This window comes from Psychrobacter sp. CR212 (assembly GCF_059693765.1).
Window position 1 is genome coordinate 21396 of sequence record NZ_JCATIF010000005.1, and the last position, 20570, is coordinate 41965.

15 protein-coding genes and 1 other RNA gene are annotated in these 20570 nt (G+C 43.3%); 7 read left to right on the forward strand and 9 right to left on the reverse strand.

The features are described 5' to 3' along the window. Nucleotides 1–67 precede the first annotated feature (67 nt). The 3 genes from metF to AC58CZ_RS10030 all read right to left on the reverse strand — a co-directional run bounded on the left by metF (nucleotide 68) and on the right by AC58CZ_RS10030 (nucleotide 4622). Entirely contained in the window at nucleotides 68–916 is an 849-nt protein-coding gene (gene metF / locus AC58CZ_RS10020) for a methylenetetrahydrofolate reductase [NAD(P)H] (RefSeq protein ID WP_494224817.1), read from the reverse strand. Nucleotides 917–929: 13 nt separating this feature from the next. After that, a complete protein-coding gene (ahcY, locus tag AC58CZ_RS10025; RefSeq protein ID WP_494224816.1) occupies nucleotides 930–2354 on the reverse strand; it encodes an adenosylhomocysteinase in 1425 nt (474 codons plus the stop codon). A 354-nt stretch (nucleotides 2355–2708) separates the two neighbouring features. Then, on the reverse strand, nucleotides 2709–4622 hold the full coding sequence (locus tag AC58CZ_RS10030; RefSeq protein WP_494224815.1) for a TonB-dependent receptor domain-containing protein: 1914 nt from the start codon (nucleotides 4620–4622) through the stop codon (nucleotides 2709–2711). A 402-nt stretch (nucleotides 4623–5024) separates the two neighbouring features. On the opposite strand from AC58CZ_RS10030, the gene AC58CZ_RS10035 reads away from it, so the two are divergent. Continuing rightward, a complete protein-coding gene (locus tag AC58CZ_RS10035; RefSeq protein WP_494224814.1) occupies nucleotides 5025–6995 on the forward strand; it encodes a mechanosensitive ion channel domain-containing protein in 1971 nt (656 codons plus the stop codon). 42 nt (nucleotides 6996–7037) lie between these two features. Here AC58CZ_RS10035 and AC58CZ_RS10040 read toward each other — a convergent pair whose 3' ends face one another. The 5 genes from AC58CZ_RS10040 to AC58CZ_RS10060 all read right to left on the reverse strand — a co-directional run bounded on the left by AC58CZ_RS10040 (nucleotide 7038) and on the right by AC58CZ_RS10060 (nucleotide 11474). Beyond that, entirely contained in the window at nucleotides 7038–7670 is a 633-nt protein-coding gene (locus tag AC58CZ_RS10040) for a DNA-3-methyladenine glycosylase family protein (protein ID WP_494224813.1), read from the reverse strand. A 170-nt stretch (nucleotides 7671–7840) separates the two neighbouring features. Then, entirely contained in the window at nucleotides 7841–8572 is a 732-nt protein-coding gene (locus tag AC58CZ_RS10045; RefSeq protein ID WP_494224812.1) for a Smr/MutS family protein, read from the reverse strand. Between the two features lie 107 nt (nucleotides 8573–8679). Continuing rightward, nucleotides 8680–9555, reverse strand: coding sequence for an indole-3-glycerol phosphate synthase TrpC (gene trpC / locus AC58CZ_RS10050; protein ID WP_494224811.1), 876 nt, complete (start codon nucleotides 9553–9555; stop codon nucleotides 8680–8682). Between the two features lie 72 nt (nucleotides 9556–9627). Further along, complete coding sequence (trpD, locus tag AC58CZ_RS10055) at nucleotides 9628–10749, reverse strand: anthranilate phosphoribosyltransferase (protein WP_286708301.1); 1122 nt, start codon at nucleotides 10747–10749, stop codon at nucleotides 9628–9630. 101 nt (nucleotides 10750–10850) lie between these two features. Next, on the reverse strand, nucleotides 10851–11474 hold the full coding sequence (locus tag AC58CZ_RS10060) for a glutamine amidotransferase-related protein (protein WP_494224810.1): 624 nt from the start codon (nucleotides 11472–11474) through the stop codon (nucleotides 10851–10853). An 811-nt stretch (nucleotides 11475–12285) separates the two neighbouring features. Between AC58CZ_RS10060 and glnA the strand changes: the two genes are divergently transcribed. Continuing rightward, nucleotides 12286–13695 (forward strand): type I glutamate--ammonia ligase, encoded by a 1410-nt coding sequence (gene glnA, locus AC58CZ_RS10065; protein ID WP_494224809.1) that lies wholly within the window; start codon nucleotides 12286–12288, stop codon nucleotides 13693–13695. Nucleotides 13696–13917: 222 nt separating this feature from the next. Then, on the forward strand, nucleotides 13918–14610 hold the full coding sequence (locus tag AC58CZ_RS10070) for a DUF4124 domain-containing protein (RefSeq protein ID WP_494224808.1): 693 nt from the start codon (nucleotides 13918–13920) through the stop codon (nucleotides 14608–14610). 130 nt (nucleotides 14611–14740) lie between these two features. Here AC58CZ_RS10070 and AC58CZ_RS10075 read toward each other — a convergent pair whose 3' ends face one another. Continuing rightward, nucleotides 14741–15457 (reverse strand): SIMPL domain-containing protein, encoded by a 717-nt coding sequence (locus AC58CZ_RS10075; protein ID WP_430284132.1) that lies wholly within the window; start codon nucleotides 15455–15457, stop codon nucleotides 14741–14743. Nucleotides 15458–15712: 255 nt separating this feature from the next. Here AC58CZ_RS10075 and ffs point away from each other — a divergent pair. The 4 genes from ffs to AC58CZ_RS10095 all read left to right on the forward strand — a co-directional run bounded on the left by ffs (nucleotide 15713) and on the right by AC58CZ_RS10095 (nucleotide 20496). Further along, nucleotides 15713–15809: signal recognition particle sRNA small type (ffs, locus tag AC58CZ_RS10080), an RNA gene on the forward strand. Nucleotides 15810–16018: 209 nt separating this feature from the next. After that, a complete protein-coding gene (locus AC58CZ_RS10085; RefSeq protein WP_494224807.1) occupies nucleotides 16019–16615 on the forward strand; it encodes a LemA family protein in 597 nt (198 codons plus the stop codon). Between the two features lie 39 nt (nucleotides 16616–16654). Beyond that, entirely contained in the window at nucleotides 16655–19543 is a 2889-nt protein-coding gene (locus tag AC58CZ_RS10090; protein ID WP_494224806.1) for a M48 family metalloprotease, read from the forward strand. A gap of 62 nt (nucleotides 19544–19605) precedes the next feature. Beyond that, complete coding sequence (locus AC58CZ_RS10095) at nucleotides 19606–20496, forward strand: DNA polymerase III subunit psi (RefSeq protein ID WP_494224805.1); 891 nt, start codon at nucleotides 19606–19608, stop codon at nucleotides 20494–20496. Nucleotides 20497–20570 lie beyond the last annotated feature (74 nt).

A 20570-nucleotide genomic window follows, 5' to 3' on the forward strand; every position in this document is an offset into this window, starting at 1 on the left:
ACTCCGAAGAGCGCCAGTTAGTTATAAATTCATTATATACTTGCTTAATTATCAAGATTATCAAGTATTAAACAGTAAGTCCTAATGCTTCAACCAAGCGTTTATTTGGCTCAACTTTGTTCATGCTATAAAAATGCATGGCTGGCACGCCTTCGCTCATTAAGCGCTCACATAAGCGATACACCACATCAAAACCAAACTCGCGAATAGATTTGCTGTCATCGCCAAAATCCGCCAATCGCTTGCGCACATAACGCGGAATATCAGCGCCGCAGCTATCAGCAAAGCGTATCAGGTTACTAGAGTTGGTGATCGGCATGATGCCAGCTACCAATGGTTTGGCAATGGTATCGATACCGCGTTTCTCTAACGTGTCACGCAAATACAGATAGCTGTCTGCATTATAAAAGAACTGCGTGATCGATGCATTGGCACCAGCGCGGTACTTATTCGCCAAGTTGTCAACATCAAACTCAAAGCTACGCGCTTGTGGATGCATCTCAGGATAGGCCGCCACTTCGATATGGAAGTGATCGCCTGAGTACTCACGAATGAACTTGACCAAATCTACTGCAAATGGCAGCTCACCCATACCCACCTGACCGGATGGCAAATCGCCACGTAGTGCGACAAGACGTCTGATGCCTAAGCTTTTATAAAACTCAAGTAACTCAGCGATTTGCGCTTTGTCATCGCCGATACAAGACATATGCGGCGCAATTTCAGTCTCACTGCGCGCGCTTAGTGCTTGTACGATGTCTAAGGTACGGCTACGAGTTGACCCGCCCGCACCGTAGGTCACCGAAAAATACGCCGGTGACAACTTATTTAGCTCATCATAAGTACTGAGAAGCTTTTCGTGACCTTGCTCGGTTTTTGCAGGAAAGAACTCAAAGGAGAAAGCAGGCTTACTCACAGTCAGGCTCCTTTTAGTATTTATAAGCGTCAGGTTTGAATGGACCTTCGACAGGCACACCCAAATATTCAGCTTGCTTTTGGGTCAGCTTAGTCAATGTACCGTTAAAGCCTGCAACCATCGCAGCGGCCACTTCTTCGTCCAACTTCTTAGGCAATACTTTTACGTATAAGTTATCAAAGCGCTCATCAGTCGGCAGATCAGCGAACTTTTCTTCGAACAGATACATTTGAGCCAATACTTGGTTGGCAAATGACCCGTCCATGACACGTGATGGGTGACCAGTTGCGTTACCTAGGTTCACTAGGCGACCTTCGGCAAGCAAGATCAAATAATCGTTTTCATCATCTGAGCGGAATACTTGATGCACCTGTGGCTTGATCTCAACCCAGCGCCAGTTATCACGCATAAACTGAGTATCAATCTCGGTATCAAAGTGACCAATGTTACATACAACCGCACCAGGCTTAAGGGCCGCTAGCATATGACGGTCACAAACGTGATAGTTACCAGTCGTGGTGACAATCAAGTCTGTGTCTTCAAGCAAGCGTTTGTTGATGCTGTCTGCACCGCCAGTGTTGTCACCGTCGATGTATGGTGATAATACTTCAAAGCCGTCCATACATGCCTGCATGGCACAGATAGGATCCACTTCTGACACACGGACAATCATGCCTTCTTGGCGTAAGCTTTGCGTAGAGCCTTTACCTACATCGCCGTAACCGATAACCAAAGCGCGGCGACCAGCAAGGAACATATCAGTGGCGCGTTTAATAGCGTCATTTAAGCTATGACGGCAACCGTATTTGTTGTCATTTTTAGACTTGGTAACTGCATCGTTGACGTTGATGGCAGGCACCTTTAATGTACCTTTATTCAACATCTCAACCAAACGGTGTACACCAGTGGTGGTCTCTTCTGAGATACCATGGATGTTGTCAAGAAGCTCAGCATACTCATCATGAATCAAAGCAGTCAAATCACCACCATCATCCAAGATTAAGTTGGCATCCCACAGCTGGCCTGAGGCTTCGCCGCCAACATGTACTTGCTGGCGTAGGCACCATTCGTACTCTTCTTCTGTTTCGCCTTTCCACGCATAAACAGGGATGCCAGCAGCAGCAATCGCTGCAGCAGCATGGTCTTGGGTTGAGAAGATGTTACATGAGGTCCAGCGGACTTCCGCACCTAACGCGACTAGTGTCTCGATGAGGACAGCAGTTTGGATGGTCATGTGGATACAGCCAGCGATTTTCGCACCTTTTAGCGGCTGGTCTGCTTCGTAGCGACGACGCAAGCCCATTAGGGCAGGCATTTCAGCTTCGGCAAGGGTGATTTCACGGCGGCCATAATCAGCAAGGCTGATGTCAGCAACTTTATAGTCAGTGAAAGAGGGGTCGATCGTATGGGCAGAGGGTGTAGTAGACACTGCGTCCATAATATGCTCCTATCAGTGGTTAACGAATGATAAAAAGAATAAAAACGCAGGTGCCGTTGTTTGCGCTGTGAGCGACCAAAAACATGGTCTCTCGACAGTTAACCGAGCCTAACATAACCTGTGATTGCATAACGATAGAATGTCAAGGCAGTAAATCACTGTTATGGCGCAACACCTCTCGGAGGTCGTTATTGTAATAGATGAGGGGTTAATTGTCACCTATTGACTGAGATAAATAGCTGAGGCCTTAGACAAACAAAACCTCAAACAGGAATCTATAGCCATAAAAAAAGGCCACCTTTAGATGACCTTTTTTGTTTTAGTTTAGATGGTTTTAATCAGACTAAGTTAAACTTAGTACCAGTTATAAGTTAGAGAGGTGAAAAAGTTAGTACCGTCAGTATTATAGCCAATATCTGTTATATAATCTTCGTTAGTGATGTTGTTTAAGCGTGCCGTCATAGACAAGTTATCAGTAAGCTTATAGTTACCACTGATGTTCAGCAATCCATAATTGTCTACAAATTGAGCGTCAGTATTGGTAATTCTGCTGTAATAGTCTCCCACATACTGATATTCAGCGCGTATATCTAAACTTGGTAAACGGTAGCCTATGTAGACTAATCCTTTATGTTCAGGACGATAAGGAAGGTGGTTACCACTGTAATCTATGGCATTCTGACTAAAATCTACTCTGCCAGTATAGTCACTCTTATCTTTAGCATCTTGATAGTCATAGCTACCACCAAATAAATAGCTATCAATAACCCAATCAGATGTTAATGATACACCTCTAATTTCAGCTTTATCTACATTGACAGCTGTGCCTTCTGGAAACGAAATTAGATCATCAACATCATTATAATAGCCAGTCAGCCGTGTAGCTTGTAATGGTGTGCTGTATTCAACAAAGGCTTCATAGTTGTCGCTGATTTCCGGCTGTAGATCAGGGTTGCCACCATATCCAGGGTATATATCATTGAACGTAGGTGCGCGGAACCCTTTTGCGTAGCTGGTACCAATACGCCATTCAGGGTTAATATGGTAGGCGCCGCCGAAATTATAAGTGGTTTCATCACCATATTGTGAGTTGTCATCAAAACGTATATTAGCTTGGGCATCGAACTGGTTAGTTGCCAAAACATAGCCTAAAAAGGTACTGGTCACATCGCGATCATCAATGTCATATTCACTACTATCTAGGCTTTGATTTAGGTACTCAACGCCGTAAACGCCTTGGCCGACCGCAAGTTGATGTTGACCTACTAAGCTGATTTGATCTTGTTTGCTGTCAAACACTCCACCGTATTCGCTAGAAGAGTCACTTTTATCAATTGAGTGACCATACTGTAATTTAAGTGAAGAGCCTGGTAGATAACGCCAATCTACGTATGCTTGAGCGCTACCGTTTTCTTGATCAGCATGAGCATTCTCATAATCACCATCATCAAAATCGGTAGTGGATTTACTGTACAAAGCACTGGCGCCTGCCAACCATTGATCATTAATACGTTGATTTAAAGCAATACTTACGTTGTCGCTTTCAAATCCATCTTCATCTTTATTATAACCAACTGCATTAGGCAGCTTGGCGCTAATGCCGTCATCTTCATTGTGACTAGCTGACAAACTCAATGTCGTGCCAGTCTCGTTAGCGAACTGTGCGCTAGCACCGTATAAGTATTGATCATTTGAGCCGACACCAGCGGTAACTGACATACTGCTTCGATCTATATTGCCGCCTTTAGTGAATACTTGAATGACACCGCCCATCGCATCCGCACCGTAGATGCTAGAACCTGATGCTCCATAGAGAACTTCAATTCGATCAATTTGATCAGCAGGTAGCAAGTTTAACGCGGCGCCGCCCGCACTTAACGAGCTATACCGTATACCATCAATAAGTACTAATATTTGTTTATTATCATAACCGCGCATATAAAAATTTGAGGTAGTCCCTGAGCCGCCATTGGTGTAATGACTGAACCCTGGCTGACGTCTAAGCACTTCCATTACCGTTTGACCTTGATAACGCTTAAGCACTTCGCTATCAATGACGCGAGTTTGTGCAATCACATTACTGGTTTTAGTGGGCGTACGCGTGGCTGTTACGACAATTTTGTCAAGCTCAACTTGTGGCATCTCGCTATCGTTAGTATTGATTACCTCAGGGGTCGCCGCCATCGATGTGTTGACTGCAAATAAACCAAGCGCGCTTAAGATACTTAGGCGAAGATAGGTACGTGAAGATGAACGTGATAAAGACATGATCGATTCCAAAGTAATCAAATTAAAAAATACAGACATAAAAAATAACTATTAAGACGTAAAAGGTGTCAAAAGTTACAAAAAACAGTATATAAGCAAAACTGCGCTCATTATCTACAAAAGTTCCGCCTTTATAAACCACTTTAACCTAATGTTTCTTCACGGTAGGATGAATATAATTCATGATGAGATGCTACTCATTCATTGGAAAGCTACTTTTCTTATTAATACATATCATTTTTAGCAAGTGAGAGAGGTTGCACAGAGCAATCAAAATAACTGACTGACACAGTTAGCGACAAAAACCTATAATCAAAAGCACTGCTGTTATAAATAATTGTTATCATAGTGCCGATATTATGTGTTCTTCATTGTGCCACTCATAAAGTTAAGAGGTTTGTTTTGTCTACTCAGCATAATCTGACTCCCAGTACCGCATCCCCTTCATCGAAATCTACTCTTAAGATACCATTTGCGGTCGTATTGCTTCTACTGGCGATGATATTAAGTATTGTGTTGCCAAGAACCGCTTTTGCTGTTGACGCTGGTTCGCTTGGCGTTGGTGGTGATAGTAGTGAGGAGACGGTAGCTACACCTTTACCTGATTCATTTGGGCGAGATACGCCGCGTCATACTGTACAGGGTTTTATCAGTGCGCTGGGCGAAAACGACTACTTGCTGGCAAGTAACTATCTAAATTTATCCAAGTCCGATAACCCAACGACTGTCGTACGTCAGTTTAAACAAGCGCTCGATGCGGGTGGGCGATTCCAACCTGATTTGCAAATCAGTAATACCCCTGAGGGCAATCTCACCGATCAACTACCACCAAGTCAAGAAAATGTCGGTGTGATTAACATCGGTGAAAAAAGTGTGTCGTTGTTACTAGAAAGAGTGGTCTCTAAAGAGAACGAGCAGTATTGGCAGTTCTCGAGTGAGACGCTGAGTTCTATACCAGAAGTGATAGAAAACTCAGAGCCGACCTTGGTATCGCGCTACACGGTGGATTCATTAGATGGCAAAAAGCTCTTTGGTTATCAGTTGGCTGATTTGGTCGCTGCGCTATCCATGATTGTGAGTAGCTTTGTCCTCACTTATATCGCAGTATGGCTGTTATACCATCTATTGAGGATTGTTTATCCTCGTGTGCGCGGTGTGCCTTTGCCATTACCGGACAAAGTGATACTGCCGCTTTCTGTGGTCATTATGGCGCTGATCTTATCTGAAGTGATGGTCTATGCAGGCGTGTCCGTCACGCTGCGCGAACCAGTCAATCGCTTTACTGATATTGCTTCTTGGCTTGCGCTAACTTGGCTGCTATTACGAGTTATTGATGCCATATTTACTCGAGCGGTCAACCTAAGCTATAAGAAAAACTATACTGAGCGTGTCTCAATCTTGGGACTGATGCGAAAAGTCGTCAAAGCGCTACTCTTAATATTTGCGGTCATTGTCATTTTTGGTAATTTGGGTTTTGACTTAACCACGGGTATTGCTGCACTGGGTGTGGGTGGTTTGGCATTGGCACTTGGTGCACAAAAGACCATTGAAAACCTTGTTGGTAGCGTCGTAGTCGTAGCGGATTCACCAGTACGTATCGGTGATTATTGCAAATTTGGCACTTATGAAGGTACTGTTATTGACATCGGTATTCGCTCATCACGTGTGCGCACATTGACACGGACCGTTGTCACGGTGCCAAACGGTGATTTTTCATCGATGCAGATTGAAAACTTTACCTCGCGTGATATGTTCCGCTTCTTTCATCAATTATATCTGAAGCGTACTGCGGATATCGATGTGGTCTTCAAGATGGTCAAAGACTTAGATGAGTTTTTAAAAGAGCATGAGATGACCAACCAAGAGTGGAATCAAGTTAATATTTTAGAGCTACGCCAAGACTGCTACGTCATTCAGCTACAGGCATATATCAATGCCAATGATGTGATGGAGTTTTATGATAAGCAAAACGTGGTATTCGTTGATGTATTAAACCAAGTCGCAAAATATGATGTCGAACATGCATTGCCAACCCAGCAGCTGATTGTCAATCAAGCTGAGCTTGAACATCATATGGAAAACAATATTGTTAAAACAGAGGATGACGCCTCAGAAGACCATAGCGATACGAATAGCAATGAAACAAATGTCAGTCTAGAAGACAATGATGATAATAATTCTGATGATGTGACTATCAACAAAGACCCCGACAATGCTAACGATGATATGGCAAATAACCACAAGTTATCTATGGCAACTGTCAGTAGAAAGGGAGCGCTAAAAGCGCTAAAGCATAAAAGTCGTATGCTACGAAAAAGTAAGTTTAAACACACCAAGCATAAATTTAGCCTTTCTATATGGAATCAGCCTTAGGCAAGAACTCTTCGCCTACGGCTATTTACTTTGTCAGGTGAGTCATAAAGGAATGGCGCTCTTATTGCGCAATGAGCCGTAGTATGACCACAGAAGTAGGCTGGCAGCGCTGCGATAAGGTGACCAGTGCTGAGTGAGGTTTTTGAGCTGTTTGGGTGTTGGTCGTTCTGCTAAGCCTAATAACTCCATCGCCGCAACCTTAATGGCCAAGTCGTCAACAGCAAGCACGTCTGCGCGTTTTAAAGAAAAGAGCAGGTACATCTCAGCGGTCCAGCGTCCGATGCCCGTAACCGCGGTAAGTGTGTTTATTACCTCTTCATCAGGCATGTTTTCTAAAGCTGCAAAATCGATATTATGATCCACTAAGGAGCGAATATAGCGAGTTTTTTGCTTAGACAATCCCTGAGCTTTTAAAGCCTCGTCAGTTGCTTCACCGATTTTATACGGCGTTGTCAACGCTGCATCAACCAACCGCTTCCAGATACTTGCCGCAGCGGCAACAGACAACTGCTGACCGACCATCGCTCTCATTAACTGCTCAAATCCACCTGCATTGTGCCTAAGATCAGGTAGACCAACTTGCTCGTAGACAGCCGCGAATTTTGGCTCAATTGCAATCAATGCGCTGATGTTTTCGGATAGCTCTTGGGGTGTCTCAATGGTTTGTATGCTCATATTGATGTCACTTTGGCAGTTAAATAGTGAGTGGATAATTCAATAGTAAAGGCTGATAGGCGAATATCAAAGGAATCATCGTTAAGGATTGACAGGTGGATAATCGATAAAAAAAGGACTGCTTATGGGCAGTCCTTTTTTATTTAATACCGTTGAATCACCAATACAACCTATTCACCATCTGTTTTAGGCTTTTTGAGCAGCACCAATACCGCACCATTGCCACCGTCTTTTGGCGGCGCAGAGCAAAATGCCAATACTTCTGGCAATTGGCGTAACCAACCATTGATACAGGTTTTTAGAATTGCTTCGCTACCTTTACCGTGGACAATTTTTACCATGGTTTCATTTTTTTGCTTCGCTTGGCTTAGCAGTTGCGTCATGGCGTCACGTGCTTCTTCTATCGTACAGCCATGGATGTCTACCGCATCGTACCAACGCAGCTTGCCTTTTTTGAGCTGATCAAAGATTTTGTTTTGCAAGGTTGGCTGCTTATATGACAGGTAAGCTTCAGCGGCGACTGGGTTCAGTAGCGCCTGCATGTCTGACAAGCCTGCGCCTAAATCGCTGGCTTCACTGCCTTGAGCGGCCGCACGTTTTGATAGTGTTGCGGCATCAGGTTTACCTACTCTTGCCGTGCTAGTAGGTGAGCGTACGTTTTTGTCTTCTAGCTGAATGACACCATGCATAGCTTGCATGAACAGTACTTTATCATCGTCAACATGTTCACTGTCTAGCTGCTTGACGGTCTTTTTCACTTGCTTTTGCGTTGGCAAAGCGACAGGCTCAGTGGGCTTTTGGTTTTCACCTTCAGGTGAGTTGGTATCACGGCCTTTACTTAATTGGCCTTTTAATTCTTTGAGCTGGTCTTGCATTTCTTTTGAAAACAGAGAGTTTGACATAAAAGTTAACGTATCGTTGGTTGATGAATGAAAGGTTGAGTCATTTATAGGGTAAATATTTTATTCAAGCTACCTGATTCTATTGAGGCTTGAACTATTGAGTTACTTTACTCGTCTACTGCGACGCCCGCAAGTAAGGATTGTAACGCTTGTCCCGGATGATCGGTTTTCATAAATTGTTCACCGATTAAAAAGTGCTGAATATCGTGACTTAGCATAAGACGAATATCATCACTGCTATGAATGCCGCTCTCGGTCACGATCAGTGGTTTTTGATCGGCATTATCAGCATCAGCAGAGAGTGCTTCGATTAAGATATTTTTCAAATCGAGCGTGGTTTGTAGGTCTACATCAAACGTGTTTAAATCACGATTGTTAATACCGTAAATATTGTGCGCTGAGCGTGGTAGCTGTAGCGCCCGATCAAGCTCAGACTGTGTATGCACCTCTATCAGCACATCCATACCAAGCTCAATACTTAGCGCGTGCAACTCTTGTACTTGTGTGTCATCTAGGCAGGCCATAATGAGTAAGATGCAGTCAGCACCCATTAAGTAAGATTGATATATCTGATAGACATCAATCATAAAATCTTTGCGAAGTATTGGTAAGCTTGAGACATTTGCCGCTTGAATAAGGTACGTATCATCGCCCTGAAAATAATCGCGATCAGTCAAAACCGATAGACAGCTGGCGCCCGCTTGCTCGTACTGCTGCGCAAATAGAGCAGGGGTAAAATTATGATTGATAACGCCTTTAGATGGCGAGGCTTTTTTGATTTCAGCAATAATGCCAACACCATTATTTTCAGTGTTAGCAGTACGTAATGCGGCAGCAAAACCTCGGCGCGGTTTGTTAGCAGCTGCGACTTGCGCTTTTAAGTCTGCAAGAGATAGCGCCGCGCGAGCTGCTTTTACTTCTTCTACTTTGGTTGCGACAATGCGCTGTAGTACCGAAGGTATGTCTGAATGAGTTGTGGTCATGCTGTTATCCGAATATTGTTAAAGGTATATAGGTAGTGATATATAGTTTTGCACTGTATTGGTGCGTATAAGTCAACCCTCAATCACTAGCTGCTGCGTGTATTTGGCCAAAGACTCAAGCTTGAGTAAAGCATCACCATTTTGGATAATTTTTTGAGCTCGGCTAACGCCATTAGGATAGTTGCTGGCAAGTCCGGCGGTATATATTGCCGCACCTGCGTTCAAAGCAATCATATCGCGGGCTTTAAGTACAGCACGGTCATGGGTATCAGCACCAGATAGAGCAGCGCGGATCAGTGCAAGGCTTTGCTCAGGAGAGTCGACATCGAGACCAATCAGGGTTTGCGATTCGATACCTGCATCTTCTGGCATCATCTCATAAACGGATATTTCACCATCTTTTAGTTCAGCAACTGTGGTCGAGGTTGCTAGACTGATTTCATCCAAACCATCTTTTGCGCCGACGACCATGACATGCCGTGCGCCTAGGTTTTTCATGACTTTGGCAATTGGCTCACACAGCTGCGCGGTAAAGACACCAATAACTAAATTGGGCGTACCAGCAGGGTTGGTTAATGGACCTAGAATATTAAAGATGGTACGCGCTTTTAGCTCACGACGTACAGGATTGGCATAACGCATGGCGCTGTGATGGTTGGGCGCAAACAAAAATCCAACCCCTTCATTCTCGATACAATCTTTTGCTTGTTCTGGAGTCAGCGCAAGACTGATGCCTGCTTGCTCAAGCAAATCTGAGCTACCAGATCTGGTTGAGACACCACGATTACCATGCTTGGCAACTTGTGCGCCAGCCGCCGCGACAACGAATGCCGATGCAGTCGATACGTTAAATAAGTTGGCACCATCACCGCCAGTACCAACGATGTCGACCAAATAGTCGCAGTTTTTTGGCTCAATATTGGCAGCCAGCGCGCGCATCGCACTGGCTGATGCGGTGATCTCATCGATAGATTCACCTTTCATACGTAGACCTGTCAAGATAGCGCCCATCATCGCGTCGCTACATCTACCTTGCATGATGATCAGCATCACTTGATACATCTCATCAAAGGTCAAATCGATGTGCTGAAAGATTCTACTCAAAGCCGTCGTCAATAATTGATGTATTTGGGCATCAGACAGTTTTGCAATACCCTCTGGCGTGTGAGCTTCTTCTGTTTTTGTCGTACTCATGATGATCTCGCTTATGATTGTTTTTTTATGTGAATCTGTTTTTTATGTGAATCTATCTATGATTTGAGATAGAGTAATGAAAGCAGGTTCTTAAGTCAAAACTAGCCTACCTGTGGTAGCGCATCTGATGCTAGTTTTGCCAAGCCATAAGTGTGTAAAAAGTTATTAAGTAGTTGATAGCCTGCTTCGCTCAAAATGGACTCAGGATGAAACTGGACGCCTTCTATGGCAAGTGACTTGTGACGGATACCCATGATCTCTTCAATACTACCATCAACGCTCTGCGTCCATGCGGTCAGCTCAAGGCAATCTGGCAGGGTACGCTTATCAATGACAAGTGAATGATAGCGTGTGACTTGCGATGGGTTTGGTAGTCCGGCAAATACGCCTTGGTCATTATGATAGACGGCTGATAACCGTCCGTGCATAACTTCGCCTGCTTTGACGACTTGTCCACCAAACGCCTGCCCAATCGCTTGATGACCCAAACAAATACCAAGTATCGGAATAATGCCTTTGAATGTCTCGATAACTTCGAGCGAAACACCCGCACGATCAGGGTCGCATGGACCTGGGCCAATAACAATCACGTCCGGTGCTAACGTTCGAATCTGCTCGATAGTGACCTGATCATTACGCCAAACGGTGATGTCCTGCTGCAATTCACCGAAATATTGTACGATATTGTACGTAAAGCTGTCGTAATTATCGATCATCAAAATCATGAAGGTTTCAACTTATCAGTTTTATTCTGTTTGTAATATGGGATATACGCCTACCGTTGTTCAGGGCTTTAGTTACCAAACAAAAGCAGCTATGATTACGACATAGGGCGTTATGGCGCGCGGTTATCTTACCACTATTTTGTTCTCTATCAAATGCAGGGCATGGGCTAGCTAAATAAGCATTACATAAAAATATTTTTCTCTGATCATAATGATTTCACGATCAGAGCCAAATCAGCAAATCGATATTTTATTATTGCACTGTAAAAGAACAATATAATAATTATAAGATTTTCTCAGCACCAATATAGTGCAAAATTATCACAATTAGTGCGTCGAATAACCTCTCAACATAAAGGTTGTTAGCAAAAATATACTTTCATATAAAAATTATTTGGCGTAAGGCACTGTAATTATTGGAAAAATGTTGTTTTAGGTGAGGTAAATAGTAATTTTTTTGAGATATTGGCATAGCCTTTGCATTGAGGTTGGTATGATTATTGATGACCATAACAACGGGTCTAAAAATAATTATTCATAAGTGCCAGAAGAGTTCAGCATGACGAGTTATATATTGCTAGAATGATATGAGAATTGACTTAGGATGTTTGTAGACCATTGAGATGACTATTGGTCTAATTAAGAAAGCGTCTTAGGTGAGTGTCTTGACTAATCCGACAAATAGTGCTGATAATAAGCATAATATCGAATGCGCTGTTTGGTATTGGAAGGACATCTGGAATTCTTGCACAAGAAATGGCACCAACAATTTTAAATCGCAATTACGTGATCAACACAACGGAGACTATTCATGTCGAATAAACTATTAGATCTTATCCAATCCTCTAATGCTAAATGGGTTGATTTTCGCTTTACTGATACGCGCGGCAAAGAGCAGCATATCAGCTTCCCAGCGCATACCGTTGATGAAGATGTCATGGAAGATGGCAAAATGTTTGATGGCTCATCAATCGCTGGTTGGAAAGGTATCGAAGCGTCAGATATGATCTTGCGTCCTGATCCAGAAACTGCTTTTGTTGACCCGTTCTTTGACGCGGTGACTGTGGTAGTGACTTGCGATATCATCGAGCCATCAACGCTACAAGGTTATGACCGTGATCCACGCTCTATCGCACGTCGCGCTGAAGAGTATTTAAAGTCTACTGGTATCGGTGATACTGCTTACTTCGGTCCTGAGCCTGAATTCTTTGTATTTGACGATGTTAAATGGTCAGTCGATATGTCTGGCGTTAGCCATAAAATCACGGCTGAAGAAGCAGCATGGTCGACTAACGAGACTTACGAGTGGGGCAACATGGCGCATCGCCCACGTGTGAAAGGCGGCTATTTCCCAGTACCACCAATCGATAGCTCACATGATATGCGTGCTGTTATGTGTGAACGCATCGAAGAAATCGTTGGTGAAGGTTCAGTTGAAGTTCATCACCATGAAGTGGCGTCTTGCCAGTCTGAAATCGGTGTTGCATTCAACACAATGGTACGTAAAGCGGATGAAGTTCAGCAATTGAAATATGTTGTCCATAACGTGGCGCACCAGTTTGGTAAAACAGCGACCTTTATGCCAAAACCAATCGTTGGTGACAACGGTTCAGGTATGCACGTGCATATGTCAATCTCAAAAGATGGCGTAAACACGTTCTCTGGTGATGAGTATGCTGGTTTGTCTGAGACCGCATTGTACTTCATCGGTGGTATCATCAAGCACGCTCGTGCGCTGAATGCTATTACCAACCCATCAACGAACAGCTATAAGCGTCTTGTACCGCATTATGAAGCACCTATCAAGCTTGCTTATTCAGCCTCTAACCGTTCGGCGTCTATTCGTGTGCCACATGTAAGCAGCCCAAAAGCGGTACGTATCGAAGCACGCTTCCCTGATCCAACGGCGAACCCATACTTGGCATTTGCTGCGCTATTGATGGCAGGCCTTGACGGTATCCAGAACAAGATGCACCCAGGCGAAGCAGCTGACAAGAACTTATATGACTTGCCACCAGAAGAAGAAGCGCAAATCCCAACGGTTGCAGAGAGTCTAGATGTTGCGCTACAAGCACTAAAAGATGACCATGACTTCTTGTTAAAAGGCGATGTGTTCACTAAAGACATGCTAGAAGCGTTTATTGCTTTGAAAGAAGAAGAAGTACAACGCCTAAACGTGACTGTACACCCTGTCGAGTTTGACATGTACTACAGCTGCTAATAACGAATTAGTCCGTTAAGTTAATTCGATAAAAAAGAACCAGTCAAGTGAATTTTGGCTGGTTTTTTTGTGCCTGTTCAAAAAGATAGTGGTATAAATGGATGATATTTTTTTAAATACCATTGATTTCACATCAAATCCTACTGATTTTGCACCAAAAGTGTCGCATAATAGTTCTTATAAAAGTATATTAATAGTAAATACTAATTAGGTTGACTGACTATGAGTTTGTTATCAAAGCGAGATTTGTTACGAGGTAATATACAGTTAGGAGCATTGGCTATCATGGCTAGCCTTTGTGCACCTCTCAGCAACGCAGCGCCTATTTATAAAGTGGTGGATGAAAACACGGGGCAAATCACCTTTACCGATCGTCCGCAATCCTATGAGCAGCAGGCTGATAAACAAGTCAGTCAAACCAATATCAGCACAGGGGCAAGTAGTGCGTCCAGATCGATGCCAAGTGAGGCCAGAGGCAATACCGATTTGCCTGCTGTTGCTACCACCACGCCTACGGTCAATGTGAACTATCAGTTAAGTATGATTGAACCGAGTGCCGAGCGTGCTTATCAGCGCCCTTCGCAGAATATTGTCATCGCGCTTGACGTAAAGCCTGCATTAAAAAATGGTGATCAAGTGAGCATTTATTTTGATGATGAAGAAATTGCTCAAGGTCTGAGTGCCTCTGTTGCGACAGTTGATGTTCAGCCAGGCCCGCATAGTATTCGCGCTGTCGTAAAAACAGTATCAGGACAAACCCGTCAGCAAGTCAATCGTACCGTGCATGTCATTCAAAACACCTTGATTCTACAAAAGAAAAAGAAGCTTGCCGAGCAGCTGCTTGCTTACGAGCGCTTGCCATGGCATCAGAAGGTACTGTTAAAAATGCGCGGTAATGACGCTGTATCTCAATAGCAAAGTCATTAGTAATATATAAATAAAAAGGGCAGACATGATAATCACGTCTGCCCTTTTTATGTATTGCTTCTACTGAGCTTTAAATAAGCCTGTTAAGCCTGTTGTCATTTACTTATTTGGTACTTACTTATTTGGTCAGCTCAATTGTACCATTGGCAGTGACTGAGATAGTGCTGTTACCAGACTCAAAGCTTTGGCTTGGTACTGACTCGTCTGCCATTCCTGATTTCATGCTCATAGCGCTATACATTGGACGTGGATAGTTGCTACCGGTATTCAAATTAACATTCACGACGCGATAGCCGCGTGCATCCCAAGCACGAGTCAGGCTCTTCGCTTGCTGCTGAAAAGCGCGAGATGCTTCAGTCATTAGTTTTTGCTCTAGCGCATCTTTTTTGGTATCTGAGACGCCAAAGTTAAGATTGTCCATGACTAAGGTTTCTTGTAGATCTGCAATCAGCTGACTGGTTGCTGCAAAGTCTGTACTTTTCAAGTCTATGTTTGCTTGACCTGTCCAACCAATGATTTTGTCGTTTTTGTCATAGCGTGGATAGGTACGCTGCTGCCCGGTGCTCACAGTCACGCTTGGGTAGCGCTTGGCAATCTTCATGGCATTATTGATTGACGTGTTGAGCATTGTCGCTAATGTTTTGGCATCCGTTGCCTGAGCCTTTTTATATAAGCTGGCGCGTACTTCATCGTTTTGGATTTCTTCTTTTACTTCTGTCTGAAACGTCAGTTGGTCATAGCCTGTTGGCTCTGCATGGGCGCTACCCATCATGGCTGTCATTAAACAAGCAGTACCAGAAGCGATGGCCAGTTTATTCAATAGAGCATTTTTCATTATTATCTCCTAAATTAGTTTTAATAGTCTTCATATGAATGTTTTTAAAATCCATTTTCATATGAGAAGTTGTGCGTCTCATTTTCTAAATGCGGACATGTGTGCAACTTCATTCACTAAAATAGCAAAATCTGTATAAGTTGCTGTGAGAATTTTGTGAGCTAGGTTACTGGGTTATTTTTCGATTAAAACAAACAGTTTTAAGATAGGGGTTGTAAAATTAAAAAATCCTTGTATAATCTCATCCGGTGGCTCCATTGGTAGCCTCGCAACATTGTTCTATGAATCCCGCCAGGACCGGAAGGTAGCAACGGTAATAGATTTGATGTGTGCCGAGGATGTGCTGATGGAGTCGCTTTTTTTTGCCTAAAATTTGATAGATATTCTAATAAAGTACCTAATATACCGGTATTCTGTATTAAGCCCTTCATTGTAAAGGGCTTTTTTTTGTCTAAAATTTCATTCGATTTCTTATTTAAATTAAAAGCGTCATTGATTCATATGCGTTAAAATACAATGTACTAACGTTTGTTAACATTCTGGACACTTTGAGGTTTGGTTATGAAGATGTTTGTTTGGCTGTTCATTATATTTGTGGTGCTAATCGTTGTGTTTGGGGTGTCCATATTTAATAAATTGGTGCGTGCACGTAACCAAGCAAAGAACGGCTTTGCGCAGATAGATGTGCAGCTCAAACGTCGCCATGATTTGATTCCAAATCTAGTCGAAACAGCCAAGCGTTACCTGACTCATGAGGAAGAGACACTGACACGAGTTATTAGCGCACGCAATCATGCTCAAAACCTACAAGACTCGCATAAGCATCAGCCAGACTCACAAGAGCACATGGCACTATTTGCCAAAGCAGAAGGCATGTTTTCCAAAGCGTTGAGTCAGTTTTCGGCAGTGGTAGAAGCCTATCCTGAGCTTAAAGCGGACAGTATGATCAAAGAGTTGATGGATGAGCTGACCAACACAGAGAACCGCATTGGTTTTGCTCGTCAGCACTATAACGATAGTGTGATGTTTTATAATAATGATCGTGAAGTGTTCCCTAACAATCTTGTCAGTACGACTTTTGGCTTTCGTCCGCTTAGTCCCTTGGTATTCGCAGACAGAGATACCATTGCTAAAGCACCGAATGTTAATCTGGGCTAAGATTTAGATAAATTTGGCCAATGTTAGGCAGCCCATTTAATGGACTTTTTTGGTGAACAGCGAATACGTACACGCCGCAGTCTATTACTGTATGGGCTGTTTTTTCTGATTGTGCTTGCTCATATGGCGGTGGCACTGGCTATCATGGGTTTGCTGTTAACGATATTCACGGGTGGTATATATCATTGGGTATTGATACTAGTCATTCTCTTTATAGTAGGCGGTTTCGTTGGTGGGAGTTTTTTAGAATATCGGCGCTTGAGAGCGGGTGGTCGCGCTATTGCTCAGCGAGTAGGGGCGGTCAGACTGTTTATTGATAACAGTCAGGAACCATGGGAGCACAGCCATGGGGTCGCGCATCAACATGAAATCAAAGAAAAAGTTCACTATCGCTCACATCATATAGCAGTACGAAGCGAGCGTGATTTCCCACCAGTCTATCGTCGTTATTATGAAATTGCCTATCAGTTAGCGATTGCGTCAGGTTTGTCTGCGCCTCTCTTATACGTACTACCCAATGAGCAAGGTATTAATGGCTTTGTCGCGGGTCGTCATAGCCAAGATATGGTGCTTGTCGTCACCCAAGGTGCGCTAGATAAGTTGTCTGATGAGGCGCTATATGGGCTCATTGGTCATGAGTATGGTCATATATTGCATGGTGATGCCACGTTCAATCTACAGCTGATGGTGGTGCTAGCTGGTTTACAGATATTATATGATTGGAGCGATCCAATTCCCAATAGCCGCTATTCTGACAATACAGTTGCCACCGATATTCCTCTATCACAGAGACAAGTTGACAGTCGTGCACGCCATATAGAGGCGCAGACCGCCCGTTTTACCACGCACAGTGAGTGGGTGGAGTATTGGCAGACACAATCACAGCATCAGCAGGCATCAGACAAACGTGAGTCTCGGTGGGTGCAAAGTAGACCTGTGATCGATCGTCAAGCACCCCGTAGTGTCTGGACACTACTGCTCCATGGTCTAAGCTTCTCAAGTATGGCCAGTGCCCAGCTAATCAAACACAGCTTTAATCGTGAGCGTGAGTTACTTGCTGATGCAACCAGCGTACAATTAACGCGCTCGCCTGCGATCATAGAAACCTTAAAAGCCATTCATCAGGACCCGATTGGGTCACGCCTCTCTGGTATTGCCGATGTCAATGGACTCAGCCATTTTTTCTTTGTCAGTAGTGGTACGGATCTGGGGGATGTGTCGTGGTTTGCCACTCATCCAAGCTTGACGGAGCGTATGAGTGCTATTAATGCTGATGCCTATCGTAAGTTTGCCGTACAAGTCGTTAAAGAAAAGCGGATCAATCAGCAGAAAATAAAAGAAATATATCGGCAGCGCCATCTAGGTGATTGGGGAGCTGTAATAAAAAATAGCCTAAGCAAAAATTCACAGAAAAAGTCTCAATTGCCGCATCGATCATTGCTCAATATTGATGCAGAAGAAAACCATAAGCAGAACGCTATTTTTGATAACACTGCAAGTAACAGTGAAAGCCAGACAGATAAAGGTCTTGAGTTCACTAAAGAGGTAGATACAATTATCGATGGTCGCTTGCAGGTAGAAATAGCACCTATAGATACCGATAATTTGCTGAAGCCTTGGCAGGCCAAACCTGACGCTGACCTACCAGAAGATACATTAATTAAAGCGAGCGATATTCAAAAGGTGTCACTCCCGCAATATGTACTCAATCATATTTATCATCCACTTGGTGCACAAGCGCTAATAGAAGCGGTCATGCTTTGCCATCAGCATCAACCATTGTCAACAAATGCATTATATGGTTTGGCAGATATTTGGGGTGAGGGCTTTTCTATTGAAAGTGACTCTACTAGTCATAAGCAAGTATTACCCCATAGGATAGATGCTAAGCTACTGGCCATAGTGGCCAATTTGGATAGACGTTTGGACAGTGCTTTGATTGTATTTGCATTAGCCCAGTTACGTCGTCATGACTTATCTGAAATACATATCAAAAAATTAAAGCTTAGAAGTGACAGCGAACACAGTCACGAAAGCAATCAGTACTATAAAAAACAAGCAAAATGCCGTACGATGTTGTTGCGTTACCAACAAGGTATGGTTGAGTTATTTCACCAACAGCTGACATCTGACTTAACTAAAAGCTTAGCTTGTGATTCTGTAGATCACAAAATATCGAGTGATCGCTCTTACTCGGCAGCGAATTCATTCAATCATTCATTAGCTGTAGAGAGGCAAAAATCATCCATACTGTCATTATGGCAAGCGTTACAATTACAGCAGTTACTACCGATATTGTCTGAGGTTTTACACGATACGGATACGCAAGCTCTATCATCACAGACACTCAAAACTGGTATAGAAGGCGTAAGGGTACAGCTAGATCCTTCAGGGCAAGTATTTGAAGCACTGAGCGATGCTCAGATATCGATGGTGGTTTTACTGGCGTATCGCCTATCAAAAGACGCTAAAGGCCAGATGATCTCAATATATGAGCGCTCATTATTGAGTGAAGGTGATGAGAGTGTGGCGCATTACATTTTAGATTTAAGACGTCATGCGCGTTTGGTTGATATTGATTTAACGACAGTGAGCGATGTCAATTTGCAATGGTTGTTATTAAAAGCACAACACTTAAATAGTATTCAATTATTAGCGATTATTGCTGCGGTTCCTATTTCTACTATTCATTCTATCAAGCGGCCCATAAATACTTTGGGTAGTACTAATTATCCAGAGAGACAACAGGATGGTAGTCAAATAGATTATAATGACGATAGCACGGTAAGACCTGCTCATCATGAGTATCGACAATGGCTAAGTACATTGCATACCGTGATGTTACACGATACGATAATCAGCCAAGATGAATATGATTGCCTGATCGCAATGTCAGAGCGCTGGCTAGGCGTACGGCAGCTTTTTTGATAAGAACTACCAACATCATCTAAAAAACTATATAGACAACATAATTAGGATAGTAGAGTCATATGAGTGATATCCAAGACCCGCTAAGTGTATTGCAGCGCCGTGTGCAGCAGCGCCAAATCCTAGCGATGATGGGTATCAATCAATGGGTGCGGCCTGAGTCAAGTACCGTAAATATAGCGGATATCACGATAGATTCGGTTGAGCACTCAAATACTGGCTCTATTGATACTGAATCCGCGAGTGCTGGAGCTGCTATAGAGACAGTCGTTCAGCCGACCAGTGGTTATGATACGAATGACTCTTATAGCAGCAACCATGACAATGTGAATGACGATACTCATGGTCTAGGTATTCATGAACAGGCAGCCACCGAGCAAAGCCCAGTCACCTATAGTTTTGATAGTGTGGGCAATGAGATATCTGCTACTTCAGATGCACCTCGTCTTCACAATAGTCCAGATATCGAATCAAACCAAACCGCCGCATTTTTTATAGATGAAGTGGTGCAGTCAACAACTGCGCCTATTGCGCCACATCAATTATCTCAAAGCAGTCATAATAGTGATAGTGTAAATGACGACAGCTTGAAAAAGGTAGCACCATTTAGCTTACAAGGTGGACGCTATGGGGACTGGGTGATATTGGTTGATATTCAAGCACTTAATAATGATAGCCAAAAGCTATGGAATAATATCACTCAAGCACTCTCAATGACTCATGAGACGACCTCATTTCCGATTTGCGCCGGTATGGACACAGTAGAGCTTGCCAATGCCAGCCTTGCTGGATATGTCTTTAGAATTGGTCTGCGCGAAGAGATAAAAGTTGCTGCTTTAACAGTACTACCTGAAGGTCTTCAGCACCCCAACCTTATGACTGTGCCTACATTAGATGACATGATTGCAGATAGTGATGCTAAACGTCAGCTGTGGGAGCGCATATCTCATTGAGTGATATTAAAACTGATATCGATGTAAATTTTTTTATCAACAAACTGAAATAAAGGTCGCTTCTTTATTTCATC

Coding starts and splice junctions, on each gene's coding strand:
- ahcY (WP_494224816.1), bottom strand. CDS start 2,354: ATGGACGCAGTGTCTACTACACCCTCTGCCCATACGATCGACCCCTCT.
- AC58CZ_RS10030 (WP_494224815.1), bottom strand. CDS start 4,622: ATGTCTTTATCACGTTCATCTTCACGTACCTATCTTCGCCTAAGTATC.
- AC58CZ_RS10040 (WP_494224813.1), bottom strand. CDS start 7,670: ATGAGCATACAAACCATTGAGACACCCCAAGAGCTATCCGAAAACATC.
- AC58CZ_RS10045 (WP_494224812.1), bottom strand. CDS start 8,572: ATGTCAAACTCTCTGTTTTCAAAAGAAATGCAAGACCAGCTCAAAGAA.
- trpC (WP_494224811.1), bottom strand. CDS start 9,555: ATGACCACAACTCATTCAGACATACCTTCGGTACTACAGCGCATTGTC.
- trpD (WP_286708301.1), bottom strand. CDS start 10,749: ATGAGTACGACAAAAACAGAAGAAGCTCACACGCCAGAGGGTATTGCA.
- AC58CZ_RS10060 (WP_494224810.1), bottom strand. CDS start 11,474: ATGATTTTGATGATCGATAATTACGACAGCTTTACGTACAATATCGTA.
- glnA (WP_494224809.1), top strand. CDS start 12,286: ATGTCGAATAAACTATTAGATCTTATCCAATCCTCTAATGCTAAATGG.
- AC58CZ_RS10070 (WP_494224808.1), top strand. CDS start 13,918: ATGAGTTTGTTATCAAAGCGAGATTTGTTACGAGGTAATATACAGTTA.
- AC58CZ_RS10075 (WP_430284132.1), bottom strand. CDS start 15,457: ATGAAAAATGCTCTATTGAATAAACTGGCCATCGCTTCTGGTACTGCT.
- AC58CZ_RS10085 (WP_494224807.1), top strand. CDS start 16,019: ATGAAGATGTTTGTTTGGCTGTTCATTATATTTGTGGTGCTAATCGTT.
- AC58CZ_RS10090 (WP_494224806.1), top strand. CDS start 16,655: ATGGACTTTTTTGGTGAACAGCGAATACGTACACGCCGCAGTCTATTA.
- AC58CZ_RS10095 (WP_494224805.1), top strand. CDS start 19,606: ATGAGTGATATCCAAGACCCGCTAAGTGTATTGCAGCGCCGTGTGCAG.